Genomic DNA, 18518 nt, shown 5'->3' on the forward strand with positions numbered 1-18518 from the left:
AGAATGGTGCTTAACGGCCATGGGCTGCATCGGCCAGTTGCCCGGTATCGACCCGGACAAACACCGAGTCGCCGACCGCCGTCAGCACATCGCCTGCGAAGACCTCGCAGATCACCCGGGTCTTGCGACCGACCTCGCCTTCGACTTTCGCCCGCAATGTCAGCGCAACGCCCATCGGCGTCGGCTTGATGAATTTGATACCCAGGTTGCCGGTGACGCAGTTGATGCGCGGCAAACTGGCGACTTCGCGCTGTTCCTGGCGGTAGTGATAGGCCATGGCCGTCCAGTTCGAATGGCAATCGACCAGCATCGCGATCAACCCGCCATAGACCAGATCCGGCCAGCCGCAATACATGGCATCGGGTACATGTTCGGCCATGACATGCACGCCGTCTTCATGCCAGTGGCTCTTGATGTGCAACCCATGGGGATTGCTGCTGCCGCAGCCGTAGCAAACGCCGTCGGGCGCGGCGGTGTCTTGCAGGGAGGTTTCGGGGGTGGACATGTCTTGGTGATCCGAAAAAAAGGAAAGTCTAACCATACTCCATAACCTGTAGGAGCCGGGCTTGCCGGCGAAGGCGTCTTTGAATGCATCGTATGACGCTAGGCCGCCTTCGCCGGCAAGCCTGGCTCCTACAGGCGAAGGTGCCTTTGAATGTGTCGTATGACGCCAGGCCGCCTTCGCCGGCAAGCCTGGCTCCTACAGATGATCGTTCCCACGCTCTGCGTGGGAATGCAGCCCGGGACGCTCCGCGTCCCAACATCCAAAGCCGAACGCAGAGCGTCCGTTGAGGCGTTCCCACGCAGAGCGTGGGAACGATCAGCAACCATACCCTGTAGGCGCCAGGCTGCGACTCACCGCGATTTTGTGAACATAGCCAAATACCGTAGGAGCCAGGCTTGCCGGCGAAGGCGATTTTTCGTCGTGCGACACAGTCAAAGACGCCTTCGCCGGCAAGTCGAATCGTCGCACCGCTGGCTCCTACGGGTTGTTTTTGCGGGTCAGATTGTTGCCAGCGCCTGCGCCAGGTCCGCGCGCAGGTCTTCGACATCCTCGACCCCCACCGACAACCGCACCAGCGCATCGCCGATGCCCAGTTGCGCGCGGGTGTCGGCGGGGATGGTGGCGTGGGTCATGATCGCCGGGTGCTCGATCAGGCTTTCCACGCCGCCCAGGCTTTCGGCGAGGGCAAAAATCTGCACGTTTTCAAGGAAGCGCCGGGAGCCGGCGAGGTCGGTGTTCAGGTCGACGGAGATCATCCCGCCGAACCCGCGCATCTGCCTGCGCGCCAGTTCGTGCTGCGGGTGCGAGGGCAGGCCGGGATAGTAGACACGCTTGACCTGCGGCTGACGCTCCAGCCATTGCGCCAGCTCCAGTGCATTGCTGCAGTGGCGTTCCATGCGCAAGGCCAGGGTCTTCACCCCGCGCAGGGTGAGAAAGGCGTCGAACGGGCCGGCGATGGCGCCCACCGCGTTTTGCAGGAAGCCCAGGCGATCCGCCAGTTCGGCGTTCTGGCCGACCACGGCGATGCCGCCGATCACATCGGAGTGACCGTTGAGGTACTTGGTGGTCGAGTGCAGCACGATGTCGAACCCCAGTTCCAGCGGGCGCTGGGTCCAGGGGCTGGCGAAGGTGTTGTCGGCCACGCAGATGATGCCCCGGTCACGGCAGGTACGGGCGATGGCGGCCAGGTCGGTAAGGCGCAACAGCGGGTTGCTCGGTGTCTCGACCATGACCATGCGGGTGTCGTCCTGCAACGCCGCTTCGAAGGCGGCCAGGTCTGTCAGGTCGACGAAGCTGAAACGATGCCCGGCACTGCGCTGGCGCACCTTGTCGAACAGGCGGAACGTCCCGCCGTACAGGTCGTTGCCGGAGACGACATGGGAGCCGACGTCGAGCAGTTCGAGCACCGTGGAAATGGTCGCCAGCCCGGAAGCGAAGGCGAAGGCCCGGGTGCCGCCTTCCAGATCCGCCACACAGCGCTCCAGCGCCCAGCGTGTCGGGTTGTGCGAGCGCCCGTAGTCCAGGCCCTTGTGCACGCCGGGGCTCTGTTGCAGGTAGGTGGAGTTGGCGTAGATCGGCGGCATCAGCGCGCCGGTGGACGGGTCAGGTGTCTGACCGGCATGGATCACCCGGGTGGCGAAACCACGTGGCGCGGCATTTTCATCGTGCTGGCTCATGCAAGGGATCTCCGTAGATGGTTGAGCATGTCGACCCGGGTGATCAGGCCATGAAAACCCGAGGCGTCGGCGATGATCGCCACCAGCCCGAGGTCGAGCACCGCTTCCAGTTGCGCCAGGCTGGCATCGGGCGGCAGGGTTTGCAGTTTGTCGGTCATGGCGCTGGTCACCGTCATGCGAAAGTGCGAATCGCCTTTCTGCACGCCCAGCAGAATGTCGGATTCGTCGATCACGCCGACCAGGCGCTTGCCGCCCACCAGCACCGGCAGTTGCGAGACGTCCGCCAGGCGCATGCGCTGGAACGCGGTGAGCAGGGTGTCGTCCGGACCCACGCTGATCACCCGGCCGTCCTCGAAACGTCGTGCGATCAGGTCGCGCAGGTCGCCGTAGCGCTTGCTTTGCAGCAGGCCCTGATCGGACATCCACTGATCGTTGTAGACCTTGGACAGGTAACGGGTGCCGGTGTCGCAGACAAAACTGACCACCCGTTTCGGCCGGGTCTGCTCGCGGCAATAGCGCAACGCCGCCGCCAGCAGGGTGCCGGTCGACGAGCCGCCGAGAATGCCTTCGGTGCGCAACAGTTGCCGAGCGTGATCGAAGCTTTCTTCGTCGCTGATGGAGTAGGCATGGCGCACGCTGGACAGGTCGGTGATCGACGGAATGAAGTCTTCGCCGATGCCTTCCACCGCCCAGGAACCGGGCGTGCCCAGGGTGCCGTTGCGGCTGTATTGGGCCATCACCGAACCGACCGGGTCGGCCAGCACCATCTCAAGATCCGGTTGCACCCGTTTGAAGAAACGGGTCAGCCCGGTCAGCGTGCCGGCCGATCCGACGCCGACGACAATGGCGTCCACATCATGTTGGGTCTGTGCCCAGATCTCCGGCGCGGTGCTGCATTCGTGGGCCAGCGGGTTGGCGGGATTGTTGAATTGATCGGCAAAGAAAGCGTCGGGAATTTCCCCGGCCAGGCGCGCGGCGACGTCCTGGTAATAGTCGGGGTGGCCCTTGCCGACATCGGAGCGGGTGATGTGCACCTCGGCGCCCATCGCCTTGAGGTGCAGGACTTTCTCGGTGGACATCTTGTCCGGCACCACCAGCACTACTCGGTAGCCCTTGGCGCGGCCGACCAGGGCCAGGCCCAGGCCGGTATTGCCGGCGGTGGCTTCGACGATGGTGCCGCCGGGTTTGAGGCGCCCGTCGCGTTCGGCGGCGTCGATCATTGCCAGGCCGATGCGATCCTTGATCGAGCCGCCGGGGTTCTGTGATTCGAGCTTGAGAAACAGGGTACAGGGCCCGGTATCGAAACGGCTGACACGCACCAGCGGCGTGTTGCCGATCATTTCGAGCACGGCAGGGCGGGAGTCGTTCGGCATGTCGTCACCTCGCTGCGGGAACCATCAATGGGTGGCCGCAAACCAGCGACAAGTCATCGCGATGGTCGCGGCAAAACGTGTTGTCTGGACCTTAGGCCCGGATCGGCGTGCTCGCAACCGCGGCGACGAAACTCTCCCCGATATTGGGGAATTTACCTGTGATGGGTTGGCGTTGTGGGGAGTGCTTGCGATCCATTAAGTCGCTGAAAATAGTGGCTAAATAGTGGCGGTGATCATCGCCAGATTGACCTGCTGCATGAGCTCGGTGACGGTTGCCAGGCTGCCGGTTTGCAGGGTCGCCATCAGCATCAATTGCTGCGGCGTGCAGGCATCCGCCAGGAACCGCCCGGCAAGGCCCGCGGCGGCCACGCTGGCGGCTGTCACCAGTGCTGCCGCCAGCGTGGCCGCCGCGAGTATCGCCAGCATGACGATCACGACGCCTGCCAGCATAGCCATCATCAGAGTCAGAGTTGCTTGCCCGGCCATGAATGAACACCTCCGCCGATTGCGCCCGTTTGGGGGATTCCCCTGTGGCGACATCAGCTAAAGCAAGGCGCGGGCCAAGCGTCATTGGTTCTGGCTACGGCGTGCGAAACCGCTCGGCAATGGCCTCGGCAAACGGATACAGGGAAAAGTAAGGCCTGGCCTCATCGATGACCCGTTGAACGGACGGCCGCCGGGTCAGGCGGTCGAAATAAGCGCTCAGTTGAGGGTGATCGTCAGGAAACGGCACCAACGTGCAGGCATAGAACAGCGCCGGGGCGGCGGCGCAGTCGGCCAGGCTGAAATCGGCGCTGGCTGCCCACTCGTTCAGGCCCAACTGGCGTTCGAGCATGTCGTAGGCGGTCAATAAGGTGTTGCGTTGTTTCGTCAGGTCACCGTGGGTTGCGTACAGGTGATCGGCGACGATCTGTTGCAGCGGTCCCTGGATGTAGTGGTCGAAAAAACGGTCCCACAGCCTCACCTCCAGGGCACTGTCCCGATCATCGGGGATCAGCCGATGCCGGTCGCCCGACAAGCGGTCCAGGTATTCGATGATCACACTCGATTCCGGCACGGCCCGCTTGCGATCGTGATCGAAGATCACCGGGAATTTGCACAGTGGCCAGAGCGCTTCGAGCTCGGCCCGGTCGGTGGCGCTGGAGAGGTCGATGATGCGCCTGTCGAAGTCGATGGCGTGCTCGTAAAGCGCAACCAGCACCTTGTGGCAGAACGACGACAGCGGGTGGTAGTACAGAGTCAGGGGCATGTTGAACTCCTCGGTACAAGGGTGACATGCAGTATTGACCACCCTGTAGCAGGTCGCGATGTGTTTTGACTGGCTCCTGCGGAGGTGGGGACGGCCACACAATCGTGGTGTGTCGCGTGCCTGTAGGAGCGAGGCTTGCCCGCGAAGGCGTTTTCGGAGGCTCCACACGACGTCAGACCGCGTTGCTGATCGTTCCCACGCTCTGCGTGGGAATGCCTCAACGGACGCTCTGCGTTCGGCTGTTGATTTTGGGACGCGGAGCGTCCCGGGCTGCATTCCCACGCAGAGCGTGGGAACGATCAAACGATCACCTGTAGGAGCGAGGCTTGCCCGCGAACCAGGCAGCGCGGTGTATCAGGTGCATGGCGTTATCGTTCTTCGCCGGCAAGCCTGGCTCCTACAAGCGAAGGCGTTTTCGGAGGTGCCACACCGCTCGCTGCGCCACCGCAATGAGCTGTGGGAGCGAGCCTGCTCGCGAAAGCGGTAGAACAATCAACCCGAATGTTGACTGATCCGACGCCATCGCGAGCAGGCTCGCTCCCACATGGGTGCGGTGGTTACTGGCGGGTCAAAGGTGGCGTGCGCGGCGGGATCTGGCGCTTGCTGCCGGTGGACTCGAACGCCGAGGCGAAGCGCAGCAGTGCCGAGTCGTCATAGGCGCGACCCGCGAAGGTCAGGCCGATCGGCATGCCGATGTCCGGCATGATGCCCATCGGCACGGTGACTGTCGGAACACCCAGGTGACGGATGGCCAGGTTGCCGTTGGCCACCCACACACCGTTGCTCCAGGCGATGTCCGCGGAAGCCGGATTGATATCGGCATCCGCAGGTCCCACGTCCGCCACCGTCGGGAACAGCACCGCATCCAGGCCCAGACGATCCATCCAGTCTTCAAGGTCGAGCTTGCGCGTCTGTTCAAGGCCGCGCAGCCCATCCGGCACGGTGGTGATCTTGTCCCACGGCGTGATGCCGCGTTCGGCCATTTTCACGTACTCGTCCATGCCGGCGGCCAGGTCGCCTTCACGGTTGGGCAGGGTGCCCGGGTCGTGAGGGAAAATCAGCGGACCGTCGACATCGACCAGGCGGTTGAGTTTCGGATCGCCGTTGGCTTGCAGGAAGTCATCGAACGCCCAGGCCGTCAGGTCCCACAATTCGTGGTGCAGGAATTCCTTGGAGACGATGCCGCGGTTGAACACGGTCGGCGCGCCGGGACGATCGCCTTCGCAATTGGATACCAGCGGGAAGTCCACTTCGATGACTTCGGCACCGGCAGCTTCCAGCGCCTTGCGCGCCTGCTCCCACAAGCCGATCACCGAAGGACGGGTGTTGATGCGCTGGCCGGTCGGGCCACCGATGCCTGGCGCTTCGCTGGTGCCGGCTTCGGGGTCGGCGTTGATGTACATGCGCGGAACGCCGAAACGCTTGCCGGCCAGGGAGTCGGCCTTGGCCGCCAATTCGTGATAGGAAGCGGGGCGCACCGAGGCGACGCTCGGAATCGGCACCCAGGGTTGCAGGCGCCACAGGTCGCCCCGTGTATCCGGATCTTCAGCGACGACCACATCGAGCACTTCGAGCAAGTCGGCCATGGTCCGGGCAAACGGCACGACCACGTCCATGGTCGGCGTCAGCGGCCAGTTGCCACGTACCGAAATCACGCCGCGCGAAGGCGTATAGGCGCACAGGCCGTTGTTCGTCGCCGGGCCGCGCCCGCTCGACCAGGTTTCTTCGGCCAGCCCGAATGCCGCAAAACTCGCAGCGGTGGCAGTGCCGGCGCCGTTCGACGAACCCGAGGCAAAAGGGGCGGTGAGGTAATCGGCGTTGTAAGGGCTCTCCGCGCGGCCGTAAACGCCGCGCTGCATGCCGCCGTTGGCCATGGGCGGCATGTTGGTCTTGCCCAGGCAAATGGCACCGGCGGCGCGCAGCCGTTCGATGGTGAACGCATCGCGGTAAGCGACCAGGTCCTTGAAGGCCGGGCTGCCCGAAGCGGCGGTCAGGCCCTTGACCAGATAACTGTCCTTGGCCGTGTAGGGGATGCCGTCGAGCGGGCCCAGGGTCGCGCCTTTGGCCCGACGGTCATCGGACGCTTGCGCTTCCTTGAGCGCCTCGGGGTTGCGAACCACCACCGCATTGAGGGCGGTCGGGGTGTCGGGGCCGTCATAGGCGTCGATCCGGGCCAGATAGGCCTGGACCAGTTCGACCGAGGTGGTCTGGCCGGATTCGAGCGCGCTGCGCAGTTGAGCAATGGAAACTTCGGTGACTTCGATCATGCGGTGGTTACCGGCTACTGATAGGGAATTCGGCAAATGTCGGCTCGGGGGCGATCCCGAGCGTGTCATTGTGCACCTGAAAGTCGATATTAATCGACTTTCAGGTGCACAGACTTACCCGACGCGAGCAGAATTTCAACCTCGGCGTTGAAATTTTGTACAAAAACGCCGCAGAAAAGTCGATATTGCAGTGCGCCCGATGCCCTCCAGGCGTGCTACCTGCGTCAGGTTCGATAAACAAGTCGCTGTTTTAAAAGAAAATTGTTACCGGAAGGGCTTCCCAGTCGAAACAAAAGTTGATAAATTCTCGCCCACTCCAGCGCAGGGGCCTGTAAAGACCGCTGACTGAGAGCCGAGTGCCAGGCACTCGTCGCAACATTTGCAGGGGCGTCGCCAAGCGGTAAGGCAGCAGGTTTTGATCCTGCCATGCGTTGGTTCGAATCCAGCCGCCCCTGCCATCTTTCGAAACGCCAGTTCCATTGGAGCTGGCGTTTTTTCTTGCCCGCGAAATATCCCGCCGCCTTTGCCCTGGTCGATTTATCCGGACACGGATAATGGCCATTTCGATCTCTTTTTGGCCAACCTCACGCTGTGAAGCCCCGGGATGGTCAGCAAGAATCGGAACCGGATGGCTGACTGACCAGCGCCGCCCGAATTCATAACCAGATTCTTGATCTTCCTTGCCCTTGGCCGCCTTGCGTGCCGCTGCCGTGTTCAAAAACATAACAATCATCGAACTGACATTGGGGAACTGATCCATGGAAACCATGAAACGCATTCTGGGCGCCACGGTGTGTGGGCTGTCGCTGCTGGCCAGCGCGGTGCACGCCGAACAGCGCGAGTTGAGGGTTTACAACTGGGCGGACTACATCCTGCCGTCGGTGCCCAAGGACTTCGCCACGCACACCGGCATCAAAGTGACCTGGGACACCTTCGACACCAACGAGTCCCTGGAAGCCAAGCTGCTGACCGGCAACTCCGGTTACGATCTGGTGGTGCCGTCGAACCAGTTCATCGAAACCCAGATCAAGGCCGGTGTGTTCCAGAAACTGGACAAGTCCAAACTGCCCAACTGGCAACATCAGGACCCGGCACTGCTCAAGTTGCTCGATGCCAACGATCCCGGCAACCAGTACGGTGTGCCTTACATGTACGGCACCGTTTTGATCGGTTTCAACCCGGCGAAAGTCAAGGCGGCACTGGGTGACAACGCCCCGGTGAACAGCTGGGACCTGGTGTTCAAGCCCGAGAACATGGAGAAGCTCAAGTCGTGCGGCGTGGCGATGCTCGACTCGCCGTCGGAAATCCTGCCGCTGGCCCTGCATTATCTCGGCCTGGACCCCAACAGCCAGAACCCCGACGACTATGAAAAGGCCAAGGCGTTGATGATGAAGATCCGGCCTTACGTCACCTACTTCAACTCCGCCAAGTACATGACCGACATCGCCAATGGCGATATCTGCGTCGCCATCGGTTACTCCGGCAGCTTCTACCAGTTCGGCAACCGCGCCAAGGAGGCCGGCAACGGCGTGGTGGTGGACTGGCGCTTGCCGAAAGAGGGCGCGCCGATCTGGTTTGACACCTTCGCCATTCCCAAGAGCGCGACGAACGTCGCCGAGGCCCACGAATTCCTCAACAACCTGCTGGACCCGAAAGTCATCGCCCCCATCAGCGACTTCCTCGGTTACCCCAATGCCAACAAGGACTCACTGCCGTTGATCAACAAGGACATCACCGGCAACGCCGACCTGACGCCCACCAGCGAGGCACTGAAAACCCTTTACGTGGTGCAGCCGCTGCCGCAGAAACTCGAACGGGTACGGACCCGTGTGTGGACGGCCATCAAGTCCGACACCTAACACCCACCCCCCTGTGTAGGAGCGAGCACGCTCGCGATGGACGTCCAGGCAACGCGTGCATTCAGACAGAACGCGTTTTCGTTGACGACCATCGCGAGCGTGCTCGCTCCTACAGGTTATTTGTTCGTCGTGCGGATCAGGTTGTTGCGCAGCGCCACGATCGCCTGTTGCATCTTCACGAAATCATCGGGATCAAGGCCGGTTTGCGGGAAGCCGTCCTCCGTCAGTTCTTCGCGCAGGCTGCGACCTTCCGGGGTCAGGCTGATGCGCACCTGGCGTTCATCTTCCGGGTCGCGCTGGCGCAGCAGGTAACCCATGGCCTCGAGTTTTTTCAGGATCGGGGTCAGGGTGTTGGATTCCAGGAACAGCTTTTCACCGAGACTGCCCACGGTCTGATGATCTTGCTCCCACAGCGCCACCAGCGTGATGTATTGCGTATAGGTCAGGCCGAGCCGTTCGAGCATCGGCTTGTAGGCCTTGCCGAAGGCCAGGTTGGTGGAATAGACCGCAAAACACAGGAACTCGGAGAGCTTGAGATCCAGCGCGGATGTCTTGTCAGTGGTTTTCATGACGGTCTCTTGGATAGTCGAGCAAGGCTGAAACTATACGTCGTGTGCGATGGTGTCGGAAGTGCTGGACCGTTGGACGGCCGACAACCGGTTACCGGGTAAACCCCCGGTAACCGGTCGCCGATTGCGTTACGCGATGAGGGCGTTGATGGCCACGTCAATGTTGCCGCGGGTTGCCTTGGAGTACGGGCAGATCGCGTCGGCATTGTGCGCAAGTTCAGTGGCGACTTCCTGGGACAGTCCCGGCACACGCAGGGTCAGTCGCGCCTGGAGGAAGTAGGCCGCCCCGGTCTGGCCCAGATCCACTTCGATATCGACCGCCGTATCCTCCGGCAGCGTCACCTTCATTTGTTGGGCTGCCAGGCCCACTGCTGCGATGTAGCAGGCCGACCAGGCACCGGCGAACAGTTGCTCGGCCTTCGGGTGTGGCTGGACACCGGTCAGCACGTGAGCGGGAGTGGCTTCGCCGGGCGACGACAGCACGATGTCGAGGTTGCCGTTATGGCCACGCGAGGTTTTGCCGGCGCTGTTGTGGGTGGTGTGGGTTTTGCCGGTGACCAGGACTTTTTCGATCTTGCTCATGATGATTTCCTCAAGATTGCAGGTAAGTGTTTGTGTGCAATTACATCGCATGCGATATGTATGATCAAAAAAACTAGGCCGTGATCACGTTCAGGGCAACGTCGATATTGCCGCGTGTTGCCTTGGAGTAGGGGCAGATCGAGTCGGCAATGTGCGCCAGTTCAGTCGCGACATCCTGTGCCAGCCCCGGCACGCGCAGCGTCAATCGGGCCTGAAGGAAGTAGGCCGGCCCCGTCTGGCCCAGGTCCACCTCGATGTCGACGGCCAGGTCGGCCGGCAGGACGATGTTGCGCTCCTGTGCCACCAGCCCGACCGCGGCGGTGTAGCAGGCGGACCAAGCGCCGGCGAACAGTTGCTCGGCTTTCGGATGCGGCTGGGTGGCGGCGAATACATGGCTTGGTTGTGCGGTGCCGGGCGAGGACAGTTCGATATCGAGGTTGCCGCCATGGCCACGCGACGTGTTGCCGACGCTGCTCAGGGTGGTGTGGGTCTTGCCGGTGAAGAGAACTTTTTCGATCTTGCTCATGGGTGAATCCTCAGGGGTACGCAGGATTTGATTTGTTATCGTGTGCGTATAAATCGCATACGATGGAAATAATATTCCTGCAGAACCCAATCAACGTCAACGTTATTTTTGGCCCCTGGCGACGAGCGGTCGTGGGTATTGCTAGAAGGTACAGACCGCGTCGGAAAAGGCCACCCGACCGAACTGCGCATTGGCATCCAGGGGGGTGATGGCCAGCAGCTGGTCCAGACGAATCTCCTGTTGGCCGTCAGCCGTTTCCAGGGTGAGGAATTCTTCCTTTTCGCTGGAGGTCCGCGTGGTCAGTGCCCTGGCCTCGAAGCGGGCGCCGTCCTTGAGTTCGACATCCAGCCGATAACCGCGCATGCAGGCGATCTCCAGATAGTCGTACAGGTCACAGTTCATGGGCTGATACGTGTTCATGGCATCACTCCTGACAGGGTTGGCCTTGCTCTGACGCACTATCTTGCTCCCGAGGGTTTTTTGCATCAATGCATCGACACCGCGCTGTGCGTTGCTGGTGAATAGCCGCGAGTTGGACTAAACACGGGTATCCCATCGCAGGAGTGACAGCCATGGCCGGACGGCAATGGACTCGTTGATCAATGCCGCCGCGCAGGCGCTGGCGGCGGGCGATCCGCTCGGCGCATTGAACCGGGTTGCGTTGCGTGACGACGCGCCGGCACTGGCGCTGCGCGGGATTGCCATGGCGCAACTGGGGGAGCTGGCGCGGGCTCGAACGCTGGTGCGTCGGGCGGCGAGGGCGTTCGGAGCGAAAGAGGCCATGGCTCGGGCACGCTGCATTGTCGCCGAAGCCGAGATTGCATTGGCTTCACGGGATCTTGGCTGGCCGGCCGGAGCCCTTGATGCGGCACGGGTCACGCTGGAGAGCCACGGTGACTGGCTCAATGCGGCCCATGCACGGTACCTGGCAATCCGCCGGCTGTTGCTGATCGGGCAGCTTGATCAGGCCAGCGAGCAACTGGCGCTGCTGGATCCGGCCACCGTGCCCCCTTCATTACGGGCCACCCATGAACTGGTCGCGGCAGGGATCGCCATGCGCCACCTGCAAGCACAGGCCGCCCGCGCTGCGCTTGCCAGGGCGGGGCTTGCGGCGCGCCAATCGGGTATTGCCGCATTGATGGCGGAAGTCGACTGTGCAGTGCGGATGCTCGACAGTCCCGTGGCGCATTCCAGGGTTCAGGGAGAACAGCGGCCGCTGTTGCTCGACGATGTGCAAGCGCTGCTCGCATCGTCATCGCTGGTGGTGGATGCCTGTCGCTACGTCGTGCAGGGCACCGGCCTGTCGGTGTCGCTGGCGACGCGGCCCATCCTGTTCACCCTCGCGCGAACACTGGCCGAGGCCTGGCCGGCGGATGTGCCGCGTGAAGCCCTGATTGCCCGGGCGTTTCGCTTGAAGCTCAGCGATGAATCCCATCGCGTCCGCTTGCGGGTTGAAATCGGCCGGTTGCGCGCCGTATTGAAACCCCTGGCTGATGTGATCGCGACCCGGTGCGGTTTTACCCTGGTGGCGCAGGACGCGACGGATGTCGTGCTGCTGATACCGCCCGTGGAGGAAAAGTACGCCGCCGTGTTCGCCCTGGTGGGCGATGGCGAGTCCTGGTCGAGTTCGGCCCTGGCAATGGCGCTGGGCAGCAGCCAGCGCACCGTGCAACGGGCCCTCGATGCACTGGCGGCAAAAGGCAGGGTGCAGTCTTTTGGAAAGGGACGGGCACGGCGCTGGATGATGCCGCCGGTGCCCGGTTTCGCGACGACCTTGTTACTCCCGGTGCCGCTGCCCGGTGGCTAGGATGAAGCTTCCAAGCCCTTTTGAGGAATGCCCACATGAAACAGTCAGCCGCCGAAATTCTCCGTGAATATGGTCCCTTCGAAGGTGTCGACCACGTGCACGGCCTGACCTGGGACGGTCACCAGGTCTGGTTTGCCAGTGGCGAAAAAATCAATGCGCTGGACCCTGACAGCGGCAGGACCCTGCGCTCCATCGACGTCGCCGCCCATGCCGGTACTGCCTTCGACGGCCGGCACCTGTTCCAGATTGCCGAGGACCGCATCCACAAGATCGACCCCCAGACCGGTCGCATCCTCGCCACCATCCCCGCCCCCGGTGGTGGCAACGACTCAGGTCTGACCTGGGCCGAAGGCACGCTGTGGGTCGGGCAATACCGCGAGCGCAAGATTCACCAGATCGACCCCGAGAGCGGCGCGATATTGCGCACCCTGGAATCCAACCGCTTCGTCACCGGCGTGACCTGGGTCGAAGGCGCGCTTTGGCACGGCACCTGGGAAGACGATGAGAGCGAACTGCGCCGGATCGATCAGGCGTCGGGCGAAGTGCTGGAAAGCCTCAAGCTGCCCGCCGGCATCGGCGTGTCGGGGCTTGAGTTCGACGGGGGCGAACGGTTTTTTTGCGGCGGCGGGGGGAGCGGGAAGGTGAGGGTGGTACGTCGTCCTTCCTGAACTGACCGGCTTGAAATCGACCTCGCCGAAGCATCGATGCCGTCGTGTTTTTGCCTTTGCGCAGGGCATGGCGGCAACCTTTCCCTTGCCCTGCGCGGCATCTGTTTAAACGCATGGAATTTCCAGCGGCTCTTCCGACCTCCTTACAGGAGGCTTCTCTTTCTTGAGCCGGAGTGGCCGGGTTTAGTCATCCGCCATGCGCCTGGGTGACGGCTTCTACGAACAACGCCTGATCCAGCAGGCGGTGGTCGAACGCACCGGTCAGCGCTTCATCGATGGCCAGACCTCCGACGAGGCCATGTTCAAGTACCTGATGAACAACGCCATCGCCAGCAAGGACGAGCTCAACCTGTCCGTGGGCGTGACCCTGACGGCCCAGCAAGTGGCTGCCTTGACCCACGACATCGTCTGGCTCGAAGAGCAGGAAGTGAACGGCGAGAAGGTGCTGGTGCCGGTGCTGTACCTGGCCCAGGCCAACAACCGCCTGGCACCGAACGGGGCATTGATCCAGGGCAGCGATGTCACGCTGATCGCCGGGCAGGACCTGAACAACGCCGGCACCCTGCGCGCCACCAACAACCTGACCGCCTCCGCCGGGCAGGACCTGACCAACAGCGGTCTGATCGAAGCCGGCAGCCGTCTCGACTTGTCCGCCGGCAACAACATCGTCAACAAGTCCGGCGGTGTCATTGCCGGACGCGATGTGTCCCTGACGACCCGCAACGGCGATGTGATCAACGAACGCACGGTCACCAGCGCGGAGCTCAGCAGCAACGGCTACAGCCAACAGCGCAACTATCTGGACAGCGCCGCGCGCATCGAAGCGGCCAACGACCTGTCCATTACCGCAGGCCGGGACCTGCTCAACAGCGGCGGCGTGCTCAGCAGTGGCCGCGATACGACCATCCAGGCCGGACGCGACCTCAATATCGTCTCGGCCGAACAGCAGAGCGCGGACACCGGCGGCAGCCGGCAAAGAAGCTCGGTGACGCAATTCGGATCGAGCCTGGACGCCGGGCGCGACATCAGCCTGAGCGCCGGCCGTGACCTCGGCATCATCGCCAGCGACCTCACCGCGCAACGCAACATCGACCTGACGGCACAAGGCGACCTGAGCATCGCCTCGGCCGCCGACGAAAGTCACTCTTACTCCAAGACCAAGAGCGTCACCACCCAGGAAGACCACGTCAAACAAATCGCCAGCACCCTCACGGCCGGCGGCAACCTGTCGCTCAGCGCCGGCAACGACCTGGCCCTGATCTCCAGCCGCATCACGGCGGGCAACGAAGCCTACCTGGTCGCCGGCAACAACCTCGACCTGCTGGCCGCACAAGACAGCGACTACTCGCTGTACGACAAAAAGAAAAAAGGCAGCTTCGGCCAAAAGGCCACCCGCCGCGACGAAGTCACCGACGTGACCTACGTCGGCAGCGAGATCACCAGCGGCGGCAACCTGACCCTGGTCAGCGGCGGCGACCAGCGCTATCAGGTGGCGAAGCTGGACAGCGGCAAGGACATCACCCTGGACAGTGGTGGGAGCATCACGTTTGAGGCGGTGAAGGACCTGCATCAGGAGAGTCACGAGAAGAGCAACAACAGCTTGGCGTGGACATCGATGTCGGGTAAAGGCAATACCGATGAGACGTTGCGTCAGACGCAGATGATTGCCAACGGCAACATCGTGATCAAGGCGGTCGACGGCCTGAACATCGGCATCAAGGAAGTGGACCAGCAAACTGTCAGCCAGACCATTGATGCCATGGTGCAGGCGGATCCGCAGTTGGCGTGGCTCAAAGACGCCGAGGCACGTGGGGACGTCGACTGGCGACTGGTCAAGGAGATCCACGAGTCGTTCAAGTACGACAGTTCGGGATTGGGGCCGGCAGCGCAGATGATCATTGCGATTGTCATGGCGGCTGTTGTGGGACCTGCGGCACTGAGTGCGATGTCTGCCAGTATTGGAACTATCGGAGCGACAGGTTTGGCCGCTGTGGCTACTGGGGCTGCTACAAATGCAGCCACCAGTTTCATCAACAACGGAGGAAATCTGGGTGCCGTATTCAAAGATGTGACGTCTTCGGATTCACTGAAAGGGTATGTCATTTCGGGGTTAACGGCTGGAATAACTGCTGGTTTGTTTGACGGCATTGTAAAGACATCGACTAACCCGTTTACAAAGGCAGTCACTGTTGATCTGAGCAGTCTGGAAGGGATTGGTCGGTTTGCCGGCAATCAAATATTGCAAGGCGAAACATCAGCGCTATTGAGCAAGGCGCTTGGACAAGGGGGGAGTGCTAGTGACGCGCTGAAAACCGCCTTGTTCAACACCTTGGCAGCAGCCAGTTTCAATGCCGTCGGTGACTACACGAAAGGGGTATTTGATGACGGGTCTCTACAGAAAATCGCTATCCATGCGATGGTCGGTGGATTACTGGCTGAAATAACCGGTGGGGATTTCAAGACGGGGGCACTGGCGGCGGGAGCGAATGAAGCGCTTATCGTAGATCTGAACAATTTGGTCAGTGGCAACCCCGACCTGCTATCAATGGCTTCTCAGATCGTTGGGGTTGTTGCCGCGTCGACGCAAGGGGGTGATGACCCGAACGCTTTGCAAACAGGGGCGTGGGTTGCCAACAATGCGACGTTATATAACTTCCAGAGTCATTTTGACGAGTTTCAGGAAAAGTACGAAGCCTGCTCAAACGATAAGAGTGGAGCTGGGTGTTCAACGATATTAAAAATGGCGGGGGAGCACTCTCAGAATCTCGGTAATGCTGTACTGAACACGGATGCTGCTTCAAATCCTGTTAGCTATACGTTGCTGGACGAGTCTGGTAAACCATGGATGATCATGGAGCCTACCGAGTACAACGCCTACGTGGCGCTTCCTACGGAGATGCAGGAGGCCTTCAGGTACTCAACGCAATGGCAGCTTGATTTAGCCTCAACCCTACTTTATGCAAACAAGGGGCAAGGTGCCAAGGCGGCTGAAAGCTACGGTATGATGTTGAGCGAGCCTGAGTATTGGGGGGAAATGGCAATCGCTCTAATGCTCTCGGCGTCCGGCGGGGCGGGAGCGTTCAAAGGTCTTGGTGGAGCTGGTGCAAAAGGCACTCTGAACACATCTTTGCTTGATGAGTTAGCTGCTAATGGTGTGAAATTTACACCTGAGAATGTCATTGCAACGACTCGCAGTTCTAATGGCAAGGTTGTATTCCTAGAAACTGGAAACTCAAAAGCCGGGTTGCAGCACATTATTGAAGAGCATGGAAGCCAATTTGCTCAGATGGGCGTGTCTGAGGCTGAGATCCCGGGCGTGGTAATGAAGGCGGTTTCTGAGGGTAGGTTCGTTGGTTATCAAGGCTCTGGAACTGGGCGTCCAATTTATGAGTTAACTATAAATGGGCAATCGCAGCGGATTGCTGTGACCGTTGGCGACAACGGGTTTGTCGTCGGTGCAAATCCAAGAGGGAGCGTTAAGTGAAAAAAATAAAGTTGATGGCGGATTATCAATGTCATCCGCTTTGGAATATGTCCCCCGATGAGTATGGGGACATAGCTCCTTGCGAGCTTCCTATCTCTGAAGAGCTTCAGCGGCGTCTATCAAAGTGGGCTGCCATGTACGATGAAACACTCGATTCTGATTATCCGCCAAATTCTGGATTCAAGAGTGAAGAATTAGAGCGCGAATTCAAGCAGGAGGGAGAACGATTGGCTGAAAGCCTAAGAAGTGAACTGGGGCCGGATTTTTCTATTTTTCTTAAAATCTAGTTGGTGCAAAAGGTATTCCAAGCGCCGACGAGTTTATTAACTTAAGAAAAAGGAAAAGGGGACGGATTTATTTTTCTGAAAGGATTGCCGGGTTGAAAGGTGTGTTCATAATCTAAAAAATAAATCTGTCCCCTTTAAGTTTTAGAGAGATTTTTGGCTGCAATGGAAGCCTGGATTAGGTCAATAGATATGTATGCAAAAAACTCTGGCGATAGTGATGTTACTAGCCCTAGCTGGAGTACTTTTGCAAAGATATTGTGTGCATCGAAAATTTATGAATAGTTGTTCTACATAGACTTCACTCAACACCGGTCTCGTGCCGGTGTTGTTTTATCTGCTTACTGCAAAATTTCCCTTCCTTCACCGCTCGCTTTGGCCGTGGCCTGAGCAATCAGGGCATCGAGCATCTGCGCAACGATTTTCTGTTGAACGGAAAAGGCGCGGAAAAGGGGACACCCATTAACCGGTCTCAAGTCGAGGATAAAAGCCAACTCGCCCTGCAGCTTCTAACCGCAGGGTTTCCCTTTATCTCAACCTGCTTGGCTGAACCTCGTCGAACCCGTTTCCTCATTACTGGCTACGACCGGAACGAATCACCAGCGCCGACAATGACCTGACGCAGGCAAGTGGAGGGCGTGCTCTCCATCACCGGCAAAGATATCAGCGCAATCGTTCACTTGACGCGTGATGATGATTATTTGACGCCAAAAACCCAGCCGTCTAACATTGCGCGCCACTATATTGCTATCACGCTCGATTTCCAAAGGATCGAGCTTCGATGGGATAAAAGCGAAAGCCTTCGGGCAGGCATTTCACTCAAATGCTCTGTCCCGTTGAGCCTTGTGTCCCGCTGGATGAAGCATAAGGATTGATGTGAAAAAACTATTCTTCGTACTGTTTACCGTGTTCCTCATAGCAGGTTGCACCAACCAGAAACTCACGCCTGAACACCGTGCCGAAATCAAGACCGTGAAGGTCTTGCCTGTTAAGTGGGAACGCCAGCAGATGAGTTACATGGGGCGCGAGCAGGCTTGGGCGGCGGCGTTGGGGGCCGGGCTGGGGGCGGGTGTCGGGATGGCGAGCGGGACGTCCCGCGTAGGCACTAGTGCCTTGACCGGTGCGGGTTTCGCGGCAGGCCTGAAGGCTGGTGAGTTGGCATCGATGCCGACGGCTCAGGCGATTCTTTATGTCATGGAGGCCGAAAAAATCGACCTGGGCGAGCTGCTGAGGGCGAACTTTGCCGCCGAGCTGGCCCGTAACCCGTCGCTCAAAATGGTAGGCGATGACGAAACGGCCGATGTGCAGATTCAGCTGACGGTCGATAGCTGGGGTTTTGCCCTGACGCAAGGGTTCAGCAGCGTGGTCTACCCGGTGATCAGGGTGGACGCGGTGATGAAACGGGGTGATGAACAACTGTGGCGACAAGCAGAAGGGGTGACGCCTTTCAGCAGCGGTAATGATTATGGCTACACGCCGTTGCAGTACCGTACGGAGCCGCAGACACTGCGTCTGGCGCTTAAAGGCGTGACCGAGATAGCCAGCAGGTTTCTCGCTCAGGACTTGAAGTAACCCTTTTCCCTAATCCGATGGCAGCGAGCGGTTTTTCTGCGGCGGTGGTGGTAGCGGAAAGGTGAAGTTAGTGCATCGGCCGTCATGAAAGATCAGC

General features: G+C 60.4%; 17 protein-coding genes, 1 tRNA gene and 1 pseudogene. 9 read left to right on the top strand and 10 right to left on the bottom strand.

The genetic code is table 11. From position 1 onward, the window contains the following. Positions 1-10: 10 nt before the first annotated feature. From ACQKP2_RS13750 to ACQKP2_RS13775, 6 genes are all read right to left on the bottom strand, one after another. Complete coding sequence (locus ACQKP2_RS13750) at positions 11-505, bottom strand: PaaI family thioesterase (protein ID WP_427577159.1); 495 nt, start codon at positions 503-505, stop codon at positions 11-13. Positions 506-1002: 497 nt separating this feature from the next. Further along, entirely contained in the window at positions 1003-2181 is a 1179-nt protein-coding gene (locus ACQKP2_RS13755; protein ID WP_427577160.1) for a trans-sulfuration enzyme family protein, read from the bottom strand. Continuing rightward, complete coding sequence (locus tag ACQKP2_RS13760; protein WP_427577161.1) at positions 2178-3554, bottom strand: pyridoxal-phosphate dependent enzyme; 1377 nt, start codon at positions 3552-3554, stop codon at positions 2178-2180. The genes ACQKP2_RS13755 and ACQKP2_RS13760 overlap by 4 nt, the downstream gene beginning before the upstream one ends. A 216-nt stretch (positions 3555-3770) precedes the next feature. Next, entirely contained in the window at positions 3771-4040 is a 270-nt protein-coding gene (locus tag ACQKP2_RS13765; RefSeq protein ID WP_427577162.1) for a hypothetical protein, read from the bottom strand. A 94-nt stretch (positions 4041-4134) separates the two neighbouring features. Beyond that, positions 4135-4803: a glutathione S-transferase family protein gene (locus tag ACQKP2_RS13770; RefSeq protein ID WP_427577163.1), complete on the bottom strand. Its 669-nt coding sequence runs from the start codon at positions 4801-4803 to the stop codon at positions 4135-4137. 557 nt (positions 4804-5360) lie between these two features. After that, positions 5361-7070: an amidase gene (locus tag ACQKP2_RS13775; RefSeq protein ID WP_427577165.1), complete on the bottom strand. Its 1710-nt coding sequence runs from the start codon at positions 7068-7070 to the stop codon at positions 5361-5363. 383 nt (positions 7071-7453) lie between these two features. On the opposite strand from ACQKP2_RS13775, the gene ACQKP2_RS13780 reads away from it, so the two are divergent. After that, positions 7454-7528 (top strand) — tRNA-Gln (locus ACQKP2_RS13780). Positions 7529-7828: 300 nt separating this feature from the next. Next, the gene (locus tag ACQKP2_RS13785; RefSeq protein WP_427577167.1) at positions 7829-8929 is read left to right on the top strand and encodes a polyamine ABC transporter substrate-binding protein; all 1101 of its coding nucleotides are present in this window, start codon (positions 7829-7831) and stop codon (positions 8927-8929) included. 116 nt (positions 8930-9045) lie between these two features. On the opposite strand, the gene ACQKP2_RS13790 is transcribed toward ACQKP2_RS13785, so the two are convergent. From ACQKP2_RS13790 to ACQKP2_RS13805, 4 genes are all read right to left on the bottom strand, one after another. Then, positions 9046-9498 (bottom strand): MarR family winged helix-turn-helix transcriptional regulator, encoded by a 453-nt coding sequence (locus ACQKP2_RS13790; protein ID WP_427577169.1) that lies wholly within the window; start codon positions 9496-9498, stop codon positions 9046-9048. 129 nt (positions 9499-9627) lie between these two features. Further along, positions 9628-10080 (bottom strand): Ohr family peroxiredoxin, encoded by a 453-nt coding sequence (locus ACQKP2_RS13795; protein WP_427577170.1) that lies wholly within the window; start codon positions 10078-10080, stop codon positions 9628-9630. 73 nt (positions 10081-10153) lie between these two features. After that, positions 10154-10606 carry an Ohr family peroxiredoxin gene (locus ACQKP2_RS13800; RefSeq protein WP_427577171.1) on the bottom strand — a complete coding sequence of 151 codons (453 nt, stop codon included), beginning with the start codon at positions 10604-10606 and terminating at the stop codon, positions 10154-10156. A gap of 141 nt (positions 10607-10747) precedes the next feature. Beyond that, a complete protein-coding gene (locus ACQKP2_RS13805; RefSeq protein WP_427577173.1) occupies positions 10748-11026 on the bottom strand; it encodes a Rho-binding antiterminator in 279 nt (92 codons plus the stop codon). A 166-nt stretch (positions 11027-11192) separates the two neighbouring features. Here ACQKP2_RS13805 and ACQKP2_RS13810 point away from each other — a divergent pair, with 166 nt between their 5' ends. The 7 genes and pseudogenes from ACQKP2_RS13810 to ACQKP2_RS13840 all read left to right on the top strand — a co-directional run bounded on the left by ACQKP2_RS13810 (position 11193) and on the right by ACQKP2_RS13840 (position 18421). Continuing rightward, complete coding sequence (locus ACQKP2_RS13810) at positions 11193-12413, top strand: helix-turn-helix domain-containing protein (RefSeq protein ID WP_427577175.1); 1221 nt, start codon at positions 11193-11195, stop codon at positions 12411-12413. 35 nt (positions 12414-12448) lie between these two features. Continuing rightward, positions 12449-13081 (top strand): glutamine cyclotransferase, encoded by a 633-nt coding sequence (locus tag ACQKP2_RS13815; protein ID WP_427577176.1) that lies wholly within the window; start codon positions 12449-12451, stop codon positions 13079-13081. A 190-nt stretch (positions 13082-13271) separates the two neighbouring features. Next, positions 13272-16565: pseudogene (locus ACQKP2_RS13820) on the top strand (DUF637 domain-containing protein); the annotation flags it as partial. After that, positions 16562-16852: a hypothetical protein gene (locus ACQKP2_RS13825; RefSeq protein ID WP_427577177.1), complete on the top strand. Its 291-nt coding sequence runs from the start codon at positions 16562-16564 to the stop codon at positions 16850-16852. The pseudogene ACQKP2_RS13820 and the gene ACQKP2_RS13825, both read left to right, overlap by 4 nt. A 153-nt stretch (positions 16853-17005) precedes the next feature. Continuing rightward, positions 17006-17134: a DUF7660 family protein gene (locus tag ACQKP2_RS13830; RefSeq protein WP_427577178.1), complete on the top strand. Its 129-nt coding sequence runs from the start codon at positions 17006-17008 to the stop codon at positions 17132-17134. A 353-nt stretch (positions 17135-17487) separates the two neighbouring features. Beyond that, on the top strand, positions 17488-17724 hold the full coding sequence (locus ACQKP2_RS13835) for a hypothetical protein (protein ID WP_427577179.1): 237 nt from the start codon (positions 17488-17490) through the stop codon (positions 17722-17724). Position 17725: 1 nt separating this feature from the next. Continuing rightward, positions 17726-18421 carry a hypothetical protein gene (locus tag ACQKP2_RS13840; protein ID WP_427577181.1) on the top strand — a complete coding sequence of 232 codons (696 nt, stop codon included), beginning with the start codon at positions 17726-17728 and terminating at the stop codon, positions 18419-18421. Positions 18422-18518: the final 97 nt, after the last annotated feature.

Origin of the sequence: Pseudomonas sp. NPDC089569 (genome assembly GCF_050280625.1) — a bacterium.
Classification (GTDB): domain Bacteria; phylum Pseudomonadota; class Gammaproteobacteria; order Pseudomonadales; family Pseudomonadaceae; genus Aquipseudomonas.

Bases quoted from the DNA above. Each gene is read 5' to 3' on its own strand.
- ACQKP2_RS13750 (WP_427577159.1), bottom strand. From the start codon at position 505: ATGTCCACCCCCGAAACCTCCCTGCAAGACACCGCCGCGCCCGACGGC.
- ACQKP2_RS13755 (WP_427577160.1), bottom strand. From the start codon at position 2,181: ATGAGCCAGCACGATGAAAATGCCGCGCCACGTGGTTTCGCCACCCGG.
- ACQKP2_RS13760 (WP_427577161.1), bottom strand. From the start codon at position 3,554: ATGCCGAACGACTCCCGCCCTGCCGTGCTCGAAATGATCGGCAACACG.
- ACQKP2_RS13765 (WP_427577162.1), bottom strand. From the start codon at position 4,040: ATGGCCGGGCAAGCAACTCTGACTCTGATGATGGCTATGCTGGCAGGC.
- ACQKP2_RS13770 (WP_427577163.1), bottom strand. From the start codon at position 4,803: ATGCCCCTGACTCTGTACTACCACCCGCTGTCGTCGTTCTGCCACAAG.
- ACQKP2_RS13775 (WP_427577165.1), bottom strand. From the start codon at position 7,070: ATGATCGAAGTCACCGAAGTTTCCATTGCTCAACTGCGCAGCGCGCTC.
- ACQKP2_RS13785 (WP_427577167.1), top strand. From the start codon at position 7,829: ATGGAAACCATGAAACGCATTCTGGGCGCCACGGTGTGTGGGCTGTCG.
- ACQKP2_RS13790 (WP_427577169.1), bottom strand. From the start codon at position 9,498: ATGAAAACCACTGACAAGACATCCGCGCTGGATCTCAAGCTCTCCGAG.
- ACQKP2_RS13795 (WP_427577170.1), bottom strand. From the start codon at position 10,080: ATGAGCAAGATCGAAAAAGTCCTGGTCACCGGCAAAACCCACACCACC.
- ACQKP2_RS13800 (WP_427577171.1), bottom strand. From the start codon at position 10,606: ATGAGCAAGATCGAAAAAGTTCTCTTCACCGGCAAGACCCACACCACC.
- ACQKP2_RS13805 (WP_427577173.1), bottom strand. From the start codon at position 11,026: ATGAACACGTATCAGCCCATGAACTGTGACCTGTACGACTATCTGGAG.
- ACQKP2_RS13810 (WP_427577175.1), top strand. From the start codon at position 11,193: ATGGACTCGTTGATCAATGCCGCCGCGCAGGCGCTGGCGGCGGGCGAT.
- ACQKP2_RS13815 (WP_427577176.1), top strand. From the start codon at position 12,449: ATGAAACAGTCAGCCGCCGAAATTCTCCGTGAATATGGTCCCTTCGAA.